This is a genomic window from Bacillus sp. sid0103 (assembly GCF_019219025.1).
Genome location: NZ_JAHUWN010000018.1, coordinates 104,053 through 125,743 on the forward strand (window position 1 = coordinate 104,053; position 21,691 = coordinate 125,743).

23 protein-coding genes and 1 other annotated feature are annotated in these 21,691 nt (G+C 38.7%); of the genes, 1 reads left to right on the forward strand and 22 read right to left on the reverse strand.

Translation table 11 applies throughout. The annotated features are described in order from the left end of the window. Positions 1-7: 7 nt before the first annotated feature. From KW850_RS19945 to rpsU, 16 genes are all read right to left on the reverse strand, one after another. Positions 8-1,390 (reverse strand): glycine--tRNA ligase, encoded by a 1,383-nt coding sequence (locus KW850_RS19945; protein ID WP_218349518.1) that lies wholly within the window; start codon positions 1,388-1,390, stop codon positions 8-10. Between the two features lie 149 nt (positions 1,391-1,539). Next, positions 1,540-1,725: a binding site (T-box leader), on the reverse strand. A gap of 198 nt (positions 1,726-1,923) precedes the next feature. Next, positions 1,924-2,676, reverse strand: coding sequence for a DNA repair protein RecO (recO, locus tag KW850_RS19950; RefSeq protein WP_218349519.1), 753 nt, complete (start codon positions 2,674-2,676; stop codon positions 1,924-1,926). A gap of 34 nt (positions 2,677-2,710) precedes the next feature. Next, positions 2,711-2,854, reverse strand: a complete 144-nt coding sequence (locus KW850_RS19955; protein ID WP_066257674.1) for a YqzL family protein — start codon at positions 2,852-2,854, stop codon at positions 2,711-2,713. A 284-nt stretch (positions 2,855-3,138) separates the two neighbouring features. Further along, on the reverse strand, positions 3,139-4,062 hold the full coding sequence (gene era / locus KW850_RS19960) for a GTPase Era (RefSeq protein ID WP_218349520.1): 924 nt from the start codon (positions 4,060-4,062) through the stop codon (positions 3,139-3,141). After that, positions 4,052-4,453, reverse strand: a complete 402-nt coding sequence (locus KW850_RS19965) for a cytidine deaminase (protein WP_218349521.1) — start codon at positions 4,451-4,453, stop codon at positions 4,052-4,054. The genes era and KW850_RS19965 overlap by 11 nt, the downstream gene beginning before the upstream one ends. Positions 4,454-4,655: 202 nt before the next feature. Further along, on the reverse strand, positions 4,656-5,042 hold the full coding sequence (locus KW850_RS19970; RefSeq protein ID WP_218349522.1) for a diacylglycerol kinase family protein: 387 nt from the start codon (positions 5,040-5,042) through the stop codon (positions 4,656-4,658). After that, entirely contained in the window at positions 5,020-5,490 is a 471-nt protein-coding gene (gene ybeY, locus KW850_RS19975; protein WP_218349523.1) for an rRNA maturation RNase YbeY, read from the reverse strand. The genes KW850_RS19970 and ybeY overlap by 23 nt, the downstream gene beginning before the upstream one ends. Next, positions 5,487-7,658 carry an HD family phosphohydrolase gene (locus KW850_RS19980; protein ID WP_218349524.1) on the reverse strand — a complete coding sequence of 724 codons (2,172 nt, stop codon included), beginning with the start codon at positions 7,656-7,658 and terminating at the stop codon, positions 5,487-5,489. The genes ybeY and KW850_RS19980 overlap by 4 nt, the downstream gene beginning before the upstream one ends. A gap of 214 nt (positions 7,659-7,872) precedes the next feature. Continuing rightward, on the reverse strand, positions 7,873-8,841 hold the full coding sequence (locus KW850_RS19985) for a PhoH family protein (protein ID WP_218349525.1): 969 nt from the start codon (positions 8,839-8,841) through the stop codon (positions 7,873-7,875). Then, complete coding sequence (gene yqfD, locus KW850_RS19990) at positions 8,838-10,031, reverse strand: sporulation protein YqfD (protein WP_218349526.1); 1,194 nt, start codon at positions 10,029-10,031, stop codon at positions 8,838-8,840. The genes KW850_RS19985 and yqfD overlap by 4 nt, the downstream gene beginning before the upstream one ends. After that, positions 10,028-10,330: a sporulation protein YqfC gene (yqfC, locus tag KW850_RS19995; RefSeq protein ID WP_218349527.1), complete on the reverse strand. Its 303-nt coding sequence runs from the start codon at positions 10,328-10,330 to the stop codon at positions 10,028-10,030. The genes yqfD and yqfC overlap by 4 nt, the downstream gene beginning before the upstream one ends. A gap of 87 nt (positions 10,331-10,417) precedes the next feature. Next, positions 10,418-10,864 (reverse strand): hypothetical protein, encoded by a 447-nt coding sequence (locus KW850_RS20000; protein WP_218349528.1) that lies wholly within the window; start codon positions 10,862-10,864, stop codon positions 10,418-10,420. A 32-nt stretch (positions 10,865-10,896) separates the two neighbouring features. Further along, positions 10,897-11,889, reverse strand: coding sequence for a flotillin-like protein FloA (gene floA / locus KW850_RS20005; protein WP_218349529.1), 993 nt, complete (start codon positions 11,887-11,889; stop codon positions 10,897-10,899). Positions 11,890-11,904: 15 nt separating this feature from the next. Then, on the reverse strand, positions 11,905-12,540 hold the full coding sequence (locus KW850_RS20010; RefSeq protein WP_218349530.1) for an NfeD family protein: 636 nt from the start codon (positions 12,538-12,540) through the stop codon (positions 11,905-11,907). A gap of 123 nt (positions 12,541-12,663) precedes the next feature. Beyond that, complete coding sequence (locus KW850_RS20015; protein WP_218349531.1) at positions 12,664-13,110, reverse strand: GatB/YqeY domain-containing protein; 447 nt, start codon at positions 13,108-13,110, stop codon at positions 12,664-12,666. A gap of 15 nt (positions 13,111-13,125) precedes the next feature. Continuing rightward, a complete protein-coding gene (rpsU, locus tag KW850_RS20020) occupies positions 13,126-13,299 on the reverse strand; it encodes a 30S ribosomal protein S21 (protein ID WP_007087607.1) in 174 nt (57 codons plus the stop codon). 205 nt (positions 13,300-13,504) lie between these two features. On the opposite strand from rpsU, the gene KW850_RS20025 reads away from it, so the two are divergent. Continuing rightward, positions 13,505-14,440, forward strand: a complete 936-nt coding sequence (locus tag KW850_RS20025) for a Na/Pi symporter (RefSeq protein ID WP_218349532.1) — start codon at positions 13,505-13,507, stop codon at positions 14,438-14,440. A 25-nt stretch (positions 14,441-14,465) separates the two neighbouring features. Here the strand turns inward: KW850_RS20025 and deoC are convergent, their stop codons facing one another. From deoC to dnaK, 6 genes are all read right to left on the reverse strand, one after another. Next, complete coding sequence (gene deoC / locus KW850_RS20030) at positions 14,466-15,140, reverse strand: deoxyribose-phosphate aldolase (protein WP_218349533.1); 675 nt, start codon at positions 15,138-15,140, stop codon at positions 14,466-14,468. A gap of 122 nt (positions 15,141-15,262) precedes the next feature. Next, positions 15,263-16,630: a tRNA (N(6)-L-threonylcarbamoyladenosine(37)-C(2))-methylthiotransferase MtaB gene (gene mtaB / locus KW850_RS20035; protein WP_218349534.1), complete on the reverse strand. Its 1,368-nt coding sequence runs from the start codon at positions 16,628-16,630 to the stop codon at positions 15,263-15,265. Positions 16,631-16,636: 6 nt separating this feature from the next. After that, positions 16,637-17,386 carry a 16S rRNA (uracil(1498)-N(3))-methyltransferase gene (locus KW850_RS20040; protein ID WP_218349535.1) on the reverse strand — a complete coding sequence of 250 codons (750 nt, stop codon included), beginning with the start codon at positions 17,384-17,386 and terminating at the stop codon, positions 16,637-16,639. Between the two features lie 110 nt (positions 17,387-17,496). Next, positions 17,497-18,438, reverse strand: coding sequence for a 50S ribosomal protein L11 methyltransferase (gene prmA, locus KW850_RS20045; protein ID WP_218349536.1), 942 nt, complete (start codon positions 18,436-18,438; stop codon positions 17,497-17,499). A gap of 18 nt (positions 18,439-18,456) precedes the next feature. Continuing rightward, positions 18,457-19,584: a molecular chaperone DnaJ gene (gene dnaJ, locus KW850_RS20050; RefSeq protein ID WP_218349537.1), complete on the reverse strand. Its 1,128-nt coding sequence runs from the start codon at positions 19,582-19,584 to the stop codon at positions 18,457-18,459. Between the two features lie 252 nt (positions 19,585-19,836). Then, complete coding sequence (gene dnaK, locus KW850_RS20055; RefSeq protein ID WP_218349538.1) at positions 19,837-21,672, reverse strand: molecular chaperone DnaK; 1,836 nt, start codon at positions 21,670-21,672, stop codon at positions 19,837-19,839. Positions 21,673-21,691 lie beyond the last annotated feature (19 nt).

The window sequence follows — 21,691 nt, forward strand, 5'->3', positions numbered from 1 at the left end:
TTTTCAATTAAAACATCATTTTTTCTTGTAAAAAGCTAACTAGTTCAACTATTGGGATCCGTTTTTGTTCCATTGTATCACGGTCTCGAACTGTAACCATGTTGTCTTCTTTAGAGTCGAAATCATAAGTGATACAGAACGGTGTACCAATTTCATCATGACGACGATAGCGTTTTCCAATCGAACCTGATTCGTCAAAATCCACTGAGAAATGTTTCGCTAAAGACGCGAAAACTTCACGAGCTTCATCAGACAATTTCTTTGATAACGGAAGGACAGCTGCTTTAAACGGTGCTAAAGCAGGGTGGAAATGCATGACCGTTCTTGATGTTCCATCCTCTAGCTGCTCTTCATCGTAGGCATCAATTAAGAATGCTAACGTAACTCGATCTGCTCCTAAAGATGGTTCAATACAATAAGGGACATACTTTTCATTTGTTTCAGGATCAAGATAGTGGAAATCCTCACCTGAATACTCCATATGCTGCTTCAAGTCATAATCCGTTCTGGATGCAACTCCCCATAGTTCACCCCAACCGAACGGAAACTTATACTCAAAATCAGTTGTCGCGTTACTGTAATGGGATAATTCATCTTCGGAGTGGTCACGAAGTCGTAAATTCTCTTTTGTTAGGCCTAATGACATTAACCATTCTTCAGCAAATTGCTTCCAATAGTCAAACCATTTCAGTTCCTCGCCAGGCTTACAGAAAAATTCAAGTTCCATTTGTTCAAACTCTCTTGTTCGGAACGTGAAATTCCCCGGGGTAATTTCATTTCGGAAACTTTTACCGATTTGAGCGATACCAAATGGCATTTTCTTTCTCATGGTCCGCTGTACATTTTTAAAGTTCACAAAAATACCTTGTGCTGTTTCAGGGCGAAGGAAAATTTCATTTGTACTAGATTCTGTAACGCCTTGGAAAGTTTTAAACATTAAGTTGAACTGACGAATTCCAGTAAAGTCATGGCTGCCACAATCTGGGCAGGCGATATTATGCTCTTTTACCAACTCTTCCATTTTTTCAAATGGTAAGCCATCAACAACCATTTCAATACCCTTTTCATCTAAAGCATTTTCAATTAATTTATCGGCACGATGACGGGCTTTACAATTTTTACAATCAATCATTGGATCATTAAAGTTGCCAATATGTCCTGACGCTTCCCAAGTACGCGGATTCATCAAGATACTAGCATCTAGACCCACATTATATGGGGACTCTTGGACGAATTTTTTCCACCATGCCTGCTTAATATTATTTTTGAATTCAACACCTAACGGGCCATAATCCCAAGTATTGGCAAGCCCTCCGTAAATTTCTGAACCTGGAAAAATAAATCCTCTGTGTTTTGCATGTGAAACGATTTGTTCCATTGTTACACTCATTGAAATTGCTCCTTTAGATAAAGTTTATTAAAAACAAGGCTTGTTGAACTTGCCTGTTGATTTCCACTCCAATCAACAGGGTGCCAAAATCAACAATAAGCTTTAACATTGCCAAAAACAAAAAAACTCTCGTTCCTATGCTAGATTAGCATAGGGACGAGAGTTACCCGCGGTTCCACCCTATTTGCTGCAAAAAAGCAGCCTCTTTTATCGTGTTATTTAACACAAAGATTGCTCAGGAACGCCTTTCTTAGTGCTCTATACCCTAGCTTTCACCACCCTAGGTTCGCTTTTATAGAGGGATACTAAGTACTCTTCTCCGTCACTGCAATTATTTAATTTAGACTATTTACGCACAATTCATCAATCAGTATTACTAGATGCTTCATGGCAACTTTTCGTAAAAACATTTGCGAAAATCGCCTAAAAACTAGTAAATCACCCTTATAAAACTCCCTGAGTAACAAGTTTACGAAAAGAGCCTTTGTTAAAGAAAATAATAACGAAAACTCCAAACATTGTCAACAAGACGATCATAAGAGATTACGAAATTTATCCATAGAATTAAGAAACTTCTTGGATTTAAGATGCAAACCTGAATACTCTTCATAGTAGGCAGTAATAACCTTTTTAAGTTCCGCCTTCGTCTCTTCTTTAACAGAAATATTTCCTAACCTTGAAAGATCAAAATAATAAAATACCCTTAATAATTTTACCGCAGATGCTGATATTTTAAGATGATACGGATCTTTATCGAGACAACGATGACAAATAAACCCGCCTTCACGAATCGAAAAGGAAAAATGTCCGTCTGTGCTTCCGCAAACGGAACATTGATTTAAGATCGGGTTTAAACCCATCACATTTAACATTTTCATCTCATAAATATTCATAAGAATATCAGGGTCATATCCTTCATTCAAAAAATTTAATGTTTGAAAAAGTAATTCAAAATGAAAAGGATTTGGTTTTTTTTCTTCCGTACATTTATCGGTTAATTCGACAATATAACTAGCATATGCCGTTAAAAAAATGTCTTCACCAATCGATCGCAAGGAAGATGCTGTTTCTCCCTGCTGCAAGCTCCCTAAACCAGATCCTCTTGCAATTAAAAAATAACCGTGTGTAAAAAGTTGTGTGATGGAGGAAAGGCGGCTGTTAGGCTTTTTGGCACCACGAGCCATTACTCCAACCTTTCCCCATTCCCTAGTATATAAAGTCACAATTTTATTAGTTTCACCATAATCTGTTGTTCTAATAACGATGCCTTCACACTTCTGAAGCATTATTGTCACCTTCTAAAGTAGCACGAAGACAAACTTATGAAACGGGAAAATCGATTTGTGCTAGCTCATCATTCAGATTTCCGGGTATTTCTTGGTTTTCCTTCTCTAATTCTTTAATGAGAAGATATGTGTCAATATTACCTGTTTGGAGGAATACTTTCCACGTAAAATCCATCATCGAAAACCCCACCTTTCATATTTAGACTAGCTGTCACTCGGTCCCAAACCTTACAATTATCATAGCCTGCCAGCGCATAAATCATAAGTCAAAATATTTGTTAATGTTGTCCATGCATAATTTAAAATAAACGGTAATATTTTAGTTAGGGTTAATAGATAAGCGGAAGCGCCTTGGTCAGCCCCGACAAGCATAAGACGCACCCTGCAAGAAGGCGCTTTTTGCCGTCTTCAGGGAGTGGCTTAGACCAAAGAGGGGCTAATGCTGTAGCAAGCCAATATTAATCAATATTCATCTTCATTGAAACCATAATCTCGAAGCTGGGACATCTTGTTGCGCCAATCTTTTTGCACTTTTACCCATAACTCTAAGTACACTTTTGATCCCAATAGATTCTCAATATCTGCTCGTGCACGCTTACCAATTTCTTTTAACATGCTGCCTTGCTTGCCAATAATGATTCCTTTTTGTGAATCACGTTCAACAATTACTGTTGCCATTACATCAATCATATCTTTCCCCTCACGACGTTCCATTTTATCTAGAACGACAGCTAAAGAATGGGGAATTTCTTCTCGGGTTAAGTGAAGAGCTTTTTCCCTTATTAATTCGGTAATAATAAAGCGTTCCGGATGATCTGTTACTTGGTCTGCTGGATAGTATTGCGGGCCCTCTGGCAAGAAAGACTTAATCTGTTCAAGCAATCGTTCCACATTATTACCTTCTAGCGCTGAAATGGGCACAATTTCTTTAAACGGATATTTTTCTTGATATGATTCAATAATTGGCAATAAATTGTCAGGATGGACTTGATCAATTTTATTAATGACAAGAAAGATTGGTGTATTTACTGTTTGAAATTTTTCAAGAATAAATTCTTCGCCACGGCCAAATCCTTCTTCTGCATTTACCATAAATAAGATTAAATCTACCTCTTTTAGTGTATTCACTGCAACCTTCATCATAAAATCGCCAAGTTTATGTTTTGGTTTATGAATACCTGGTGTATCAATAAAAATCATCTGGGCATCATCTACAGTTAACACGCCTTGGATTTTATTACGAGTGGTTTGCGCCTTATCACTCATAATCGCAATTTTTTGGCCAATTACGCGATTCAGATATGTGGATTTCCCTACATTTGGCCGGCCAATAATTGAAATAAAACCTGACTTATAACCTTTGTTTGAGTTCTCATTATTTAACATGAAGATCCTCCGGTGTAAAAGCTCCAGGCAATAAATCTTCAACAGTTAATTCTAAAATATCCCCTTTTAAATTTGTAAGAATAACCGTCATATCTTTGGAGCATAATTCTGAAATTACTTGCCGGCAAGCACCACATGGGGAGCAAGGGCGGTCTGTATCTGCAACTACTGCAAGCATTTGAAAATCCTTATCTCCCTCTGAATAGGCTTTAAATAAGGCAGTACGCTCTGCACAGTTACACATACTATATGCAGCATTTTCTATATTACAGCCATGATATACTTTTCCATCTTTTGATAATAATGCAGCTCCCACTCCGAACTTGGAGTATGGAGCATAGGCTTTTTCTCTTGCCCTTTTGGCTTCTTCTATTAGGTGTTCGATGTTCACTAGTGTTCTTCCCTTCAAGCAGGAATCTGCTGTTTCTTTATTTTACCTCAAAATTCATTGAAAATCATTACTTAAAGTCAAAAAAATTCAAAAAATTAGAATTTTCTCATAAATCAACCTGTCTTCATTTTTGGGTTGATAAATCATTTTACCTAATTCGCAATTCCATTTCAAATTATGGTCAAAGCACATTTCCACTGCCTTAAAACAGCTCTAGAACATAGGGTAAAAAAATAACGATCCCAATGGTGACTGCAAGAATGGCATAAATAAATACGGCTCCTGCAGCCAAATCTTTTGCCTGTTTTGCATAAGGATGATACTCTCCTGTAACGAGATCAACAACTCGTTCAATCGCTGTATTGACCAATTCCAACGCAAACATTCCCCCTATAGCAAAGAGGATTAATAACCACTCCATTTTAGTGATTGAAAAATAATACGAGATAAGTAAAACAACAATCGAGCTATAGAAATGGAAGCGCATATTTTTCTCGGACTTTAGGGCAGTGGCTATCCCCGCGATGGCATAGGAAAATGACTTTAAAAACCCTAAACGTGACTGTTTATCGTTTAAGTCCATATTCATCTAAAATTTCTTTCTGTAGTGTAAACATTTCTTTCTCTTCTTCTTCTGTCATATGATCAAAACCGAGAAGATGCAAGAATCCATGTACAGCCAGAAAACCTAGTTCTCGTAAAAAAGAATGGCCATATTCTTCAGCCTGCTCCATCGCTTTAGGAACAGAGATAATAATATCACCTAGAACACGGGGCATATCAGCGCCTACTAGTTCCACTTCACCTTCCCCCAGTTCTTCCATAGCAAACGAAATAACATCGGTTGGCTTGTCTTTATCACGGTATTCTCGGTTAATCTCCTGTATTCTTTCATTTGAAACAAATGTGACCGACACTTCACTATGCAATTCCACATTTTGTTTCTTCGCAGCAAAGTTAATGATTCTTTCGATTTCAAGCATTTGTTCTTCTGTAAGTTGTTCGGTTTCGTCGATACAATCGATTAGTAATGTCATGCTTGCTTCACCTTCTTTATCATTTCTGGATACTCAATTCTCGAGTGAAAAATCCCTTTTAAGGTTTCACATAAAGCTTCCGATACAGTTTCAATTTCTCTCATGGTGAGATCACATTCATTTAATTGTCCATCTTGAAGACGATCTGAAACAATTTTCTTGACCAGCGATTCAATTAACTCAGGAGTCGGCTGGGATAGTGAGCGAACAGCTGCTTCCACACTATCTGCAATTCCAACAACGGCTGACTCTTTTGTTTTCGCCTTGGGTCCAGGGTAACGATAGTCTTCTTCCTTAACTTCACTATCAGCTTGAACAGCTTTGTGATAAAAGAATTTTAACAATGTGGTACCATGATGCTGTTCTGCGATTTCGATAATTTCTTTCGGCATATGGTATTTTTTCAAAATTGCAGCACCATCTGTGACATGGGCTATAATAATATTCGCACTTTTATCAGGCGGGAGGCGATCATGAGGATTCTCAAGATGCATTTGGTTTTCAATATAAAAGTTAGGACGTTTCGTTTTTCCGATATCATGATAATAGCTTCCTACTCTGGCTAAAAGCCCATTAGCCCCGATAGCTTCACAAGCTGATTCCGCTAAATTTGCGACCATTACACTATGGTGATATGTACCTGGTGCCTCCATTAAAATCTTTCTAAGCAATGGATGATTTGGATTAGAAAGTTCTATTAGCTTCATGGTTGACAAAATCCCAAAACTTGCCTCAAAAAATGGCAGGAGTCCAATCGTTAATACAGCTGAACCGATCCCTGAAACAAGTGCTGTAATGAGATAATATCCATACTCAATTCCAGAGAAGTGTCCATTTGGTAAATACATTAAGGCTAAGATTGTCAGTAGATTTACCAGAGCCGCAAAGGTGCCCGCTTGCAATATCTTCGAACGGCGATTTTGATTACTTAAGAATAGGATACCCGCTAATGAACTGAACAGAATATAAATGCCCTCTGAAAAATTTAAAGTCCCAGTAATACCTTCATTAAATAAGATGCTGCCGCAAACCGCCATAATTATTGACATTAGCGTTGCAAGTTTTTCATCAATTAATATCTTTATTAGCATCCCACCTAAAGCAGCAGGGTATAGATAGCCAATTCCGGCATAATTAAAAATTTGCAGCATACTGATGATTTTCATAATTAGGATCGTCAGAATGAAAATGATCCCAAACAACAACAAGTCTGTCTGCCTTTTTTCTGGGAGCAATTTTATATGAGAAAAATAAAAATAGATAGCTGATAGAATGATCGTTACTAGCATGATTAATCCAATAAAAGGTTTGAACGGTCTCTCAGTATCTAGGAGGCCGACTAACTTTAATTGTCGATAAATATCCTGGTTAATTAATTCGCCCTCTTCGACAATGATTTGCCCCTGTAGGATTTTGGCTGGCTCCACACTTTCTACAGCTTGCTGTCGTAGTTCTTCCGTTGCATTCGGGTCATAAAATTCATTTTGAATAATAGCATACCTGCCTAATTCAATGACACCATTTCTTAAATTATCATTTAAAGTTGTATATTTTAATTCTTCCTCTACCCGTTTTTTGGCATTCTCCACTTCATCTGCAGAAATTCGTTGTGCCATTACATTATTGATGGCCGTAACGGTTAAATCCTTTGCAATCGACAATTCATCATTACTGGCTTGTACTAAAGCAGCGAAAACCTGTTCAGAAAGTGCTTTGGACACATTTGGTGTTAATTTTGCTTTTAAACGACTAATTTTTTCTGAATCACTTGGCTCCGTTTTTGCAGGATTTTCGTCGGTAACTAGCTCGGCATGCTTTTTAATTTCTTCTTCGATTTCATCATTCATTTCAACAGTTGCTTGAAAAATAGAGCTAATTAAATCCACTCGATTTTGGGTGTACTCTTTTTTTAATGTATAGACGTCCTGTACCTGGTCGAGAGCGTCCTTACGCTTATTTTCTGTACTTTTCTTATCTTCGACTGTCCCTGGTGATCGAATGGTTTTTTCTGCAACGGAAAACAGATTTAAATCTAATTTCTCAGGTTTCACATTACTATACATCGCAGCAAATAACACAGTACCTAACACAATAAAAAATAGAACTAGAAAAAAAGATATATCCAGCAGTTTACGTATCCGTATGAAGTATTGCTGAAGTTTACCCAACTATATCCCTCCAAGCACTGCCCTTCTAAAAAAGATTCATATTGAACATAACTCATTTCTCAAAAATTGTCATATTTTCACTGTTCTTGCTTCATGTAAAATGATAACAGTTTTTCGAAGAAGTTTCATCTTCTTTAGGAGAAGATTTGTGTGAAGCACCTACACCTATATTAGCAAAAAAGAGGTAAACCTTTAAATAGGTCTACCCCTCTTGTTATGGTTGAATGGTTTTCTTTTCATAAGCCTCAATAATTTTGCCAACGAGTGGATGACGAACCACATCTGTTTGTTCTAAAAAGATAAAAGAAATACCGTTGACATTTTTTAAAATTGCTTCTGCTGCAACCAATCCGGATTTTGCTCCTTTTGGCAAATCAATTTGTGTCTGATCACCCGTTATAACCATTTTGGAACCGAAGCCAAGTCTCGTTAAAAACATTTTCATTTGTGCATGTGTTGTATTTTGCGCCTCATCAAGTATGACAAAAGCATCATCCAATGTCCGTCCCCTCATGTAGGCAAGAGGAGCAATTTCAATTGTCCCTCGTTCCATTAACCGTTGTGTATGCTCTGCCCCTAATACATCATGGAGAGCATCGTATAATGGCCGTAAATATGGATCCACTTTTTCCTTTAAGTCCCCTGGTAAAAACCCAAGACTTTCCCCCGCCTCTACAGCTGGTCTTGTTAAGATTATTTTATTCACCTGGCCATTTTTGAGAGCATTAACAGCCATCACAACTGCTAAATAGGTTTTACCTGTTCCTGCTGGACCTATCCCAAATACAAGGTCAGTTTTCTTTATTGCCATGACATATTGTCTTTGACCTAGTGTCTTTATTCGAATAGTCTTTCCTTTAACATTTTTGCCGATTTCTTCTTCATATAAATTGACGAAATATTCTAATGTCCCAGCATTCGCCATTTGGACGGCATATAGGACATCTCTTTGGCTGATATTTATCCCTTTACGGATCACCATCATTAATTTATTCAGGATCTGACTTGCCAGGAATACTTTTTCTTCATCCCCTGACAAACTAACAGCCTCACCACGAGTAATAACAGTAACACCTAGCTCCTGTTCAATAATTTTTAAATTGGAATCAGAATTGCCTAGCAAACTAATTGCTTCTGCTGGATTTTCAAGCTGTACACTTATGGTAGTTAACTTTTCTGTCATTCACTAGTCTCCTTGGAAATCGGTTGTCCGACCGCAATATTTTCAATTACCTTAAAATGAATATCCAGTATAACTTTACCATCTTTATTTGCTTTGTGTAAAATTTTTTCATCCTTAATGATAGCATCTTCATCTAAACGGCCATTTATTTGTTTTTTTGCAAGTTCTATCGCAATTTGTTGTGCCTCCTGAATCGTATAGGTTCGCTCCACATCCTCTCGTTCGCGGAGGGTCTTATTGAGATAAGAAATTGGCAATTCCCACTTCAAGAAATGAACCTTATGAACATTCGTTTCTGTTTCATAGTTACTGAATTCAGGCTTTCCAAATCCCCAAACAGGGAGTTCAAGATTACCAATAACAATAAAATGCTTTTCCTTTTCTTTGCCGTTATAAACTTTAAAGTTGGTTACTAACGGAAGTTCTACGTGACTTTTATACCACGTTTCCCCCCATACTTCACCCTTAGCGGCAACCAATTCCGGATTTTCTTCTTGACCGAATGCACCTGAGACAAGGAGCTGCCCCGCTTCGACGTGATCATTAATATCCACCATTTTTTGACCATTTTCTATATACATATTCACAATTACCGCTTTCTTTTTGGCAATTAGATTCCTCGGTGATAATTTCTCCGGCTTTTTGGGCTCATTTTTTTCGACTACTTGGAGGTGGAAGGTTGTCCCTTTTAACTCCACACCAACCCATGTTAAGTCTCCAACATTATTAGTCAACCGCCGTTGAATCCCTTCCACATTATCTACAAAAAACTGCAGCTTACCTATCTTTACACCCATCTTGTCCAATTCTTTACGGATCTGGTACTCAGTCGCTGGTTTTGCCCCTTTTATTTCTATCCCCCAGATAACATTGGATAGAAACATTAATAGGAACAAGAAAAGTCCGGCCCCCGCTAAAAAGCCGCTATTTTTTAGCATTCTTCGAATTAAAAAAGGCACTCCGTTCCTTCGTAAAAAGGATATGGAGCATCCACTTTTTCTTGCATAATGCCGGATACTCTTGGCATCTTTAAGCCTCATATTAAATGTAATCGTCTCGGTGCCATGACGTTTAATATTCCAGATTGGAAGATCATTTCTTGTAAGAACATTAATAAATCGTTCAGTCCCCTTGCCTGATACTTTAACGGTAACTCTGCCATTAAAAAATTCGATCCATTGGTTATTCATTCTGTTCCTCCCGGATTATCATTTATATAAATGACCTGATCAATTTTCCCTTCAAGCAAAATTTCTTCAGGTAAAATGGCTTTAATGACAAATGATTTCCCTTTTATCAATAACTGCCCTTGCTTTAATAGCAAGCGGAGTTCTTTATCTGTAAACACCAGCAGACCGCGATGGTTCTCGATATAGACATGAATTTGCCCTATCATCGTGATCCGAGGTAAATCCATCATGACATCTTGAGGAAGATCCATTTTTTCAGCCATCCAGTTACGGACTCGTTGGCCCCATTTTTTCGCCATAAAAAAAGAACCCCCTTTCATCTCATATTTATGAAATGAAAGGGGGTTCTAGCACACCTTTTTCGTTTTAACTAGGTTGATTTATCACTAACTGTTTCTGGGACGATACGGCTTTTTGGACCGCGGCTCTCCAAGAATTTCAGACCAAATTAGACCATTAAGGAGCATCTTTTCATCTGGATTAAAAGAGAAATGGTTTTCATCCTCCTGAAATTGCTTAACTCTTATATTGTCGGTCTTTTGCTGAGCCATTGTAATTCCGTTTCGATTAACTTCAAGTTGTTGCTTCAACTGCACGTATTCCTGTTCGAGATTTTCTAGATTGTTTCGAATTACGTTTGTTTTGTGCTCTGGTTTAATCTGGCTAGACTTTTTATCTTCAACATAAGAGAGTTGTTTTTTTACCTGTGTTCGAATTTCCTCAAAAGTTGCCTTAGAAAAAGGCTTACTTTTAGGTTTACCTTGCTTATTTTTCGACTTACCAAAAAGCACGGAAATAATTCCAATTACAATCATAACAAGTAAACTTTCCAATAATCATCACTCCTTTCCTATCCAAAAGTGGATTATTGTCCGTCTTTTTTGTCCCCTGTTATCTTCCCGATTGAACCCCTCATTTCAGTGTCTGCTGAAATATTTTTATAGTTCATATAATCCATTACGCCGATATTCCCCGATTTAAGTGCTTGAGCCATTGCTAGCGGAACTTCTGCCTCAGATTCAACAACCTTAGCTCTCATCTCTTGAACTTTGGCCTTCATTTCTTGTTCGAGAGCCACTGCCATGGCCCGCCGCTCTTCCGCTTTCGCTTGAGCAATTTTCTTGTCTGCCTCTGCTTGCTCTGTTTGTAGTTCAGCACCAATATTTTTACCGATATCTACATCTGCAATATCGATGGAGAGGATTTCAAAGGCCGTTCCCGCATCTAGTCCTTTTGAGAGGACAGTTTGGGAAATTAGATCAGGATTCTCCAGTACCTTGCTATGACTATCTGACGAACCGATTGTGGAGACAACACCTTCTCCGACACGAGCCACGACCGTTTCTTCCCCCGCACCTCCAACAAGGCGCTCAATGTTTGCACGTACAGTTATTCTTGCTTTTGCCTTTACTTCAATCCCATTCATTGCAACACCTGCAATAAATGGTGTTTCAATTACCTTCGGGTTTACACTCATCTGAACTGCTTCTAATACATCACGACCAGCTAAATCGATAGCAGCACAACGTTCAAAGGATAATTCAATATTTGCGCGGTGTGCTGCAATGAGAGCATTGACTACTCTATCAACATTACCGCCGGCAAGATAATGACTTTCCAGTTGATTAGTTGTTACATTTAAACCTGCCTTATGGGCTTTTATGAGGGGATTAACGACCCTGCTTGGTGTTACCCTTCTAAGCCTCATCCCAACTAATGTAAAGATACTGATACGGACCCCCGCTGCCAGCGCTGAAACCCAAAGCATAACCGGTACAAATGATAATAAAATCCCCAATAATATTAAGGCAACTACTACAACGGCAATAATAAAAATAGTTCCGTTACCTGCTAACATATATGAACCCCCTTCTTATTCTAACTCTCTTACCACAATGCGTGCTCCCTCGACTTTGATCACTTTAACGGGAGCGTTCTGTTCGATAAAACCGCCTTCACTGACTACATCAACTCGTTCATTATTAATGATAACGGTTCCAGCAGGCCGCAATATCGTTAGGGCCTTCCCTTCCATTCCTAACAAATCTGTTCGATTAATATTGGAAACATATCCATCTTCTTTTTTCGCTGATTCAAACAACACCATTTTATTAAATAGGACTAGTTTTTTGTTAAAAATCTTCACCATTGAAAAGAAAACTAGGACAGATAAGAAAATGGCTATTAAGATTGACACTCCGATTTGGATGGCATCTTCCCCGGCTAAAAAAAGGCTCAAAATTAATGCGATTGCACCCAGTGTGCCGGAGACAGCCCCAGGTAAAAATAACTCAAGGAACAGCAGGATCAAACCTGCCACAAATAATAGTAACGTCCCAAAGCCTGCAAGACCTGCCTGAAAATGACCGTAAAAGAAAAAAATAAGCGCTATCACACCGATAAACCCTGCTACACCGAATTTTGATGAAAAAAGCTCAAGTACGATACCGATTCCTGCAATCGATAATAAAATGGTTACAACAATCGGGTCAGTAAGAAATTCCGTCATTCGAGAGCCCCCTTTCTTTCTTTAGTCTCGACTATTATTATTACGTATGAAGTTTCATTAAGTTTCATTATAAAAATATAAAAAGACCGCAAGCCAAAGGCTTGCGGTCTTTATGTCAGAATACTATGAAAGGTGTTGTTGTACAAGTTTATTTACAAGTGCCCCATCTGCTTTACCCTTTACTTTAGGCATAATTGCAGACATCACTTTTCCCATTTCTGCTTTTGATTTCGCGCCGACTTCAGAAATCGTTTCTTTAACGACCTCTGCCAGTTCCTCTTCAGAAAGCTGTTTTGGCATATATAATTCAACGATAGCCAATTCCGTGCGCAACTTATCAACTAGGTCATCACGACCAGCTTTACCAAATTCATGGAGGGAGTCTTTGCGTTGTTTTACTTCGCGAGAAAGGACTGTTAACTCAACATCATCGGTAAGCTCTTTAGTACCGAGCTTAATAGCTTCATTTTGCAATGAAGCTTTAACCATCCGAATAACTGAGAGTTTGTCTTTTTCCTTGTTTCTCATCGCTTGTTTCATATCATTATTTAAACGCTCGAGAAGACTCATGTATTACACCCTCTCTTAAAACTTACGTTTTCTAGCTGCTTCAGACTTTTTCTTACGTTTTACACTTGGCTTTTCATAGAATTCGCGCTTTCTTGCCTCTTGCAAAGTACCAGTTTTTGATACTGTACGTTTGAAGCGACGAAGAGCATCTTCAAGCGATTCGTTTTTACGAACGACGGTTTTAGACATTCTCTTTCCCTCCCTCCGAAACACAACACACTAACATTCAATCCATGTACCTTGCAATTATAATATAACCTTGATACAAGGTCAACTGAAATTCGTGGTGATAAAACAAGCTTTTTATTATTTTATCCGATTCGATGAAAAGCATGACTTAAATTTGGCATGTCCAACTTTTGCGGACATACAATTATGGTGAGGGGGTCTTAGAATGTTATACATATTACTTTTCATTTTATGTATTTTAATTTTTATTTTTGGGATGATGATTATAAGGTTTGGACTGTTTAATTTATCAGCAAATAAATTAAAAGACTGGCTGATTAAATTAACGAATACACCTTTAAAAGGTATGCTGACAGGGACATTTATTACCGCCTTATTACAAAGCAGTACAGCCGTCATGGTTATAACGATTGGATTAATTTCAGCTCGGATAATGACCTTCCCTCAATCAATCGGAATTATTCTTGGCACAAATATCGGTACTACCTTTAAAACAGAATTAATTACCTTTAATATTGATAAAGCCCTCGTTCCACTTGCAATTAGCGGAGCCGTACTATTGTTATTTAAAAATAAAAAAGCAAGAAGTATTGGGATGCTTTTATTTGGAATCGCCTCGGTTTTTACAGCCATGAAAGGATTTGAATTGTTAGCAAAGCCCTTAACATCATTGGATATAATTAATAATTATATCCTCTCAATAAATGATCATATTTTTTTAAGCTTGTTAACAGGTACAATCATCACAGCGATTATTCAATCAAGTACGGCGATGACTGGAATTGCCATGGGCTTTCTAACTACCGGCCTCCTTCAACTTGATGCAGGAATTGCCATTGTCCTCGGTGCTAATATTGGTACTTGTATCACAGCCATTATTGCTTCAATTGGCGGTGGAAAGGAATCGAGATTGGCTGCCTTTGCCCATGTCTGGCTCAATATTTTCGGAGTATTGCTTTTTATCCCACTCATCCCAACACTCACGGATCATGCCCCGCTTCTCGCAGATACAAAAAATGTACAATTAGCTCATATAAGTGTCATTTTTAATGTAGCAACTTCGTTAATGGTTTTACCTTTTGCAACGAGATTTGGAAAAATGATTTTATTTTTACACGATAAATCGCCTAAAAAACCATAAGAAAAAGACGGCTAGGCCGTCTTTTTTAATAATTAGACGTAACTGTAAGACCATTAACGATCGCGATACTTGAACTAGCCCCAATTCTAGTCGCGCCCGCCTCGATCATTTTTTGAACATCGTCCGTGCTTCTAACTCCACCGGAAGCTTTCACGCCCATGTCAGGACCGACAGTTTTCCTCATTAAGGCAATGTCTTCTACTGTCGCGCCACCTGTTGAAAATCCTGTGGAGGTTTTAACAAAATCTGCACCAGCTTTTAAGGAAATCTCACAGGCGCGAATTTTTTCTTCTTTTGTTAACAAGCTCGTTTCTATAATAACCTTCGTATGTGCTTTACCCTTTGCAGCCTCAACTACAGCCCGGATATCCTTTTCCACTAATTCATCGTTATGGTCTTTCAAGGCACCTATATTAATGACCATATCCACTTCTTTTGCACCATGCTCAATGGCATTTTTTGTTTCAAATGCCTTTGTTTCAGAAGTTGTCGCTCCTAAAGGAAATCCAATTACCGTACAAACCATTACATCACTGCCTTGCAGCAATTCTTTCGCGGTACTTACCCATGTTGGGTTTACGCAAACTGACGCAAATTGATATTCCCTCGCTTCTTGACACAGGGCTTCTATTTGCTGTTTCGTCGCTTCCGGCTTCAGTAGGGTGTGGTCAATCATTGCAGCAATATTTGAAGTAGCCATTACCATGCTCCTTTCTCTTTCCATTCAAAATTCGCCATATGTTCCAGAGTGGTTGAGGAAGAAATTTGCTGCTTTCAATAGTTTATCCTAAACTCCACAAAAAAAAAGGACCGATATGGTCCTTAAATGGCAGCTTCTTCTTCCATTAACAATTCTGTTTTCGATACAGAACCCTCAACAACTCTCACAAATTGTCCTTCGTTGTATGGGTAGCCAGCTTTTGTAATCTTTACTTTAACAATTTTACCAATCAAATCTTCTGAACCTGAGAAAACAACTTTCATGTAATTATCTGTGTAACCAATTAGTGAACCAGCATTTGATTCCTCTTTTGATACTTCTTCAGGAATCACTTCTAAGACTTCACCCTCAAATTGTGAAGCGTATTGTTTGGCTAATTGGTCCGAAAGAGAAATTAAGCGATGAACTCGTTCATTTTTAATTTCTTCATCAACTTGATCTTCCATCCGAGCAGCGGGTGTTCCTGTACGCTTAGAATAAGGGAACACATGAAGTTCAGAAAACTTATGTTCATTAATAAAATTATACGTTTCCATAAACTCTTCCGCAGTTTCACCTGGGAATCCGACAATAACATCTGATGTGACAGCAAGCCCTGGCAAAACTTCTTTTAGTCGGTCTAATCTTTCTCCAAAAAACTCCATTGTATATTTGCGACGCATTCTTTTTAGGACAGAATTTGATCCAGATTGCAGTGGGATATGCAAATGACGAACTACGATAGTAGAATGTTTAATCACTTCAATCACTTCATCTGTAATCTGACTTGCTTCGATGGAAGAAATGCGCAGGCGCTTTAGCCCTTTTACGGACTCTAAGTCACGAAGTAATTGCGCAAGGTTGTAGTCCTTCATGTCTTCACCATATCCGCCTGTGTGAATACCAGTTAGAACAATTTCCTGATACCCTGCATCAACTAATTGCTGAGCTTGACGAATAACTTCCTTCGGATCACGCGATCTCATTAGGCCGCGGGCCCAAGGAATAATGCAGAAGGTACAGAAATTGTTACATCCCTCCTGGATCTTTAAGGAAGCACGGGTCCTGTCCGTAAAAGAAGGAACATCCAGTTCTTCATAGACACGACTTTTCATGATATTGCCAACACCATTAATAGGCTGGCGCTCAAGCTTATATTGCTCAATATATTCAAGCATTTTAATCCGGTCCTGTGTTCCCACAACTATATCAACACCAGGAATAGCCATAATTTCTGCTGGTGATGTTTGCGCATAACAACCAGTAACACAAATAACCGCATCAGGGTTTTTCCTAACTGCACGGCGAATGACCTGACGGCTTTTTTTGTCACCGGTATTTGTTACGGTACACGTATTAATAATATAAACATCTGAAATTGATTCAAAGTCAACCCGTTCATAGCCTTCTTGTTTAAATAACTGCCAAATAGCTTCAGTTTCATAGTGATTTACTTTACAACCTAAAGTATGAAACGCAACTGTTGCCATTGTTTTTCACCTCATTAATTCAAAATGATAGGAAATAGCTGATAATGCATATAAAGGAGCTGTTTCCGTTCGTAATATTCTTGGACCTAACCCGCAAACTGCAAAATCGTTATCCCTTAATTGCTTAACTTCTTCATCAGCTAAACCGCCTTCTGGGCCAAAAACGATAAGGAGTGTATCACCTTTGTTCATTTTTTTTAAAGTAGCAGCGAAAACAGATGTTTCTCCATTCCTACTCTCTTCTTCGAAGGCAACTAATTTATATTGAAAATCTTTACTTTTTACAAGTAAATCCTTAAAGGTAATCACACTCGTGACATCCGGTAAAAAAGAACGATGGGACTGCTCCGCAGCCTCTTTAGCGATCTTTTGCCATCTGTCTATTTTTTTCTCTGCTTTTTTTTCATCCCATTTTACCACCGAACGAGCGGCTGAAAATGGAAGGAACCGATGTGCACCTAATTCTGTTCCTTTTTGGATAATCCATTCTAACTTGTCCCCTTTAGGCAGTCCACTAGCAATCGTAATTGTAATGGGCAGCTCCGAGACCCTATCTTTCCATTGTACAACGTCTGCAACAACACTTGTATCGGTAATTTCTGCAAGAGCACACACAGCTTGCTTCCCTTCTTGATCAACACAAATAATTTGATCACCAATTTGCATGCGCATAACTTTTACGATATGATGACGGTCTTCGTTCTCAATCAGAAAACGATTGCCGTTTGTTCGTTGTTTAACAAAGTAACGTTGCACACTTTTGCACCCTCTCTAGAACCATTTACACTTTATTTTACAAAAGAAAAGTCTGTTATAAAAGTATGGCACGAAAAAAAGGGGTATGTACACCCCTCTTTATTCAATCATTATATCCGTTTTGCAATAATTGCAACCCAATCTTCCATCAAAATGGTTTCAGATATTTCAAAGCCAGCAGCAACTAAAGAATCTTTGACTTGATCTTTTTTCTGCTTGATAATTCCAGAAACAATGAACGACCCGCCAGGTTTGACAACTTTTGCAGCATCATCAGTAAACCGTAAAATAACTTCAGCTAAAATATTCGCTACAACAACATCAGCTGAATTTTCCTCAACACCATCTAGCAGATTATTTTGTGCAGTGACTGCCCGATCACTTACTTTATTGAGTTTAATGTTCACTCTTGCTGTTGTTACTGCCACCTCATCAAGGTCAAAAGCTCGGACATCTTCGGCTCCTAACATTGCCGCAGCAATGCTTAATACCCCCGAGCCTGTTCCAACATCGATAACCCGGTCACCAGGACGAACGGTTCTTTCTAGAGCCTGAATACACAACACAGTTGTTGGGTGTGTCCCAGTTCCAAACGCCATTCCTGGGTCTAATTCGATAATTAATTCATCACTGCTGACCGGAGTATAAATCTCCCAAGTCGGTACAATGGTAAACTTTTCCGAAATTTTCACAGGATGATAGTATTTTTTCCAAGCGGTTGCCCATTCTTCTTCATTTACTTCACTTATTGTTACCTTATTTTTACCGATATCGATATTATGAATAACCAAATTAGTAATGGATTCTTTAATTGCATCCACCGTTTCACCTAAAAAGCTATTAACCGGAAGGTAAGCCTTTAAGATAACACCTTCATCTGGATAATCATCGGGATTGAGTTGATAGATTTCTCCAAATTGATCTTCTCGTTCTTTCGTCAGTTCAAATGGATCTTCAATAACTACACCACTCGCCCCTGCTTCGTGCAAAATATGAGAAATAGGTTCAATCGCCTCATTTGTTGTGTGAATACTGATTTCAGACCATTTCACATCTACCAACTCCAATCCTTACTCGCTTTTAAAGGCACGTTTTACTTTAGAGAAAAAACTTTCTTCGTGTTCACCAATGGGAGAAGAGCCACTAAGCTCTGCAAATTCTTTTAATAGCTGCTTTTGTTTTTCAGTTAACTTTGTTGGGGTAATAATTCGAACAATAATATATTGATCGCCAACACCGTAACCGCGAACATTAGGTACTCCTTTTCCTTTTAGACGGAATTTTTTCCCGGTTTGCGTCCCGGCAGGAATTTTTAACTTCACTTTCCCGTGTAGGGTAGGCACTTCAATCTCATCACCCAATGACGCTTGAACGAAAGTGATCGGCATTTCACAATAAATATCATCGCCATCTCTTTCAAAAAACTCATGTTGTCTTACCTGGAATACAACATATAGATCTCCTGGAGGTCCTCCGTTAATACCAGCTTCTCCTTGACCTGACATGCGGAGCTGTTGGCCATCATCAATACCCGCAGGGATTTTAACATGAATTTTCTTGCGTTTTTGTACTTTTCCTTTACCACCGCAAGTTGAACATTTGTGTTTAATTTCTTTCCCGGTACCATGGCAGTGATTGCAAGTACGACGATTGACAATTCTGCCAAATGGAGTATTTTGCTCCACATTTAATTGACCAGTTCCATTACAGTGCTGGCATGTTTCTGGTTTAGTTCCTGGCTTTGCACCAGAACCACTGCATGTATCACATGTTTCTTCACGAGGAATTTCAATATCAGTTTCTTTTCCAAAGGCTGCTTCCTCAAAAGAAATTGTCATGGTATACTGCAGATCTGCGCCTTGTCTTGGTGCGTTTGGATCCCGTCTTCTGGAGCCTCCACCGCCGCCAAAGAAGGTATTAAAGATGTCCTCAAATCCTCCAAAGCCGCCGCCGAAATCTCCACCGCCAAATCCTTGGTTTGGATCGGTATGGCCAAATTGGTCATAATGAGCTTTTTTCTGATCATCGCTTAATACTTCGTATGCTTCTGTTATTTCCTTAAATTTATCAGCCGCATCTGCTGCTTTATTAATATCTGGATGATATTGTTTTGATAGCTTTCGATAGGCTTTTTTTATTTCATCCTTTGAAGCACTTTTGCTAATTCCTAGTACTTCATAGTAATCCCGTTTACTCATGATTACCCACTCCCGAATCTGTCACATAAAGATTATTGTATCATTCATATTAATGTTAATGCAATAAAAAAAGCCAAAGCCCATAGTTCTGACTTTGACTTTTTTCGGTGGCTCTTACATCGAAATATGTCTAGCTTTAGCGCCTAGTGGCTCGGGTCATAAGCCAGTCCGTCAAGAAGGTTAAAAAGCAACCTTCTCGCCGGCTCGTCTTATGCCTGTCGCCCCTGGGCAAGGCGCTTCCGCTTTTCTATTTTATTTATCTTCTTTTACTTCTTCAAATTCTGCATCAACAACATCATCTTTAGGACCAGCAGTATTTCCAGCCTCAGGGCCTCCCTGTTGGGCTTGCTGAGCAGCTGCCGCTTGTTCATAAAGTTTAACTGTTAAAGCTTGAACGATTTCTTGTAATGCATCCTTTTTCGCACGGATTTCATTAAGGTCGTTTTTCTCAATTGCTGCTTTTAACGCATCTTTAGCTTCATTAGCTTGAGCTACTTCACCTGCATCAACCTTACCTTCAAGGTCTTTTAAAGTCTTTTCGGTTGTAAAGACAAGTTGATCCGCTTCGTTACGAAGTTCTACTTCTTCTTTACGAAGTTTATCTGCCTCTGCGTTCTCTTCAGCTTCTCTAACCATATTTTGGATTTCTTCATCCGAAAGTCCAGTTGAAGACTTAATAGTTATTTGTTGTTCTTTATTTGTGCCAAGGTCTTTTGCACGGACATTTACGATACCGTTCTTATCAATGTCAAAGTTTACCTCAATTTGTGGAATTCCACGTGGTGCAGGTGGAATATCAGATAATTGGAACCGTCCTAAAGTCTTGTTATTAGCCGCCATTGGACGTTCACCTTGAAGGACATGGATATCAACAGCTGTCTGATTATCAGCAGCAGTTGAGAATACTTGTGATTTTGATGTAGGGATCGTTGTATTACGGTCAATTAACTTCGTAAATACACCACCCATTGTTTCAATACCAAGTGAAAGTGGAGTTACATCAAGCAAGACAACGTCCTTAACATCACCAGTAATTACACCACCTTGGATTGCAGCACCCATCGCAACCACTTCATCTGGGTTAACCCCACGATGCGGCTCTTGTCCTGTCGCTTTTTTAATAGCTTCTTGAACAGCTGGAATACGAGTTGAACCACCAACTAAGATAACTTTATCAATTTCTGAAGGAGTTAAACCAGCATCATTTAATGCTTGGCGAGTTGGGCCCATTGTACGCTCTACTAGATGCGCAGATAACTCGTCAAACTTTGCTCTAGTCATCGTTACTTCTAAGTGAAGCGGACCAGCAGGGCCTGCAGTGATAAATGGTAATGAAATTTGTGTAGAAGTTACGCCTGATAGGTCTTTTTTAGCCTTTTCAGCCGCATCCTTTAAGCGTTGTAATGCCATTTTGTCTTGGGAAAGATCAATTCCATTTTCTTTTTTGAATTGCTCAACAAGGTAATTGATAATGACTTGGTCAAAATCATCCCCTCCAAGGCGGTTATCCCCAGCTGTTGCTTTAACTTGGAATACACCGTCACCTAATTCAAGAATTGAAACGTCGAATGTTCCGCCACCAAGGTCATATACAAGAATTGTTTGATCTTCATCCGTTTTATCTAACCCATATGCAAGAGCTGCAGCAGTTGGCTCATTGATAATACGCTCTACTTCTAGACCAGCAATTTTCCCAGCATCCTTTGTTGCTTGACGTTCAGCATCATTAAAATAAGCTGGCACTGTAATAACTGCCTTCGTAACTGGTTCACCCAGATAGTCTTCTGCGTAAGATTTTAAATATTGAAGAATAATCGCAGATAATTCTTGTGGTGTATACTCTTTGCCTTCAATTTCAACTTTATAATTTGTACCCATATGACGCTTAATGGACATAATGGTATTAGGGTTTGTAATTGCTTGACGTTTAGCAACTTCACCAACTTGGCGTTCCCCATTTTTAAATGCAATTACGGAAGGAGCCGTACGATTGCCTTCTGGATTTGGAATAACTTTTGGTTCGCCGCCTTCAAGGACAGCAACACAAGAGTTAGTGGTTCCAAGGTCAATACCGATAATTTTACTCATTTCCATTTCCTCCTAAAAA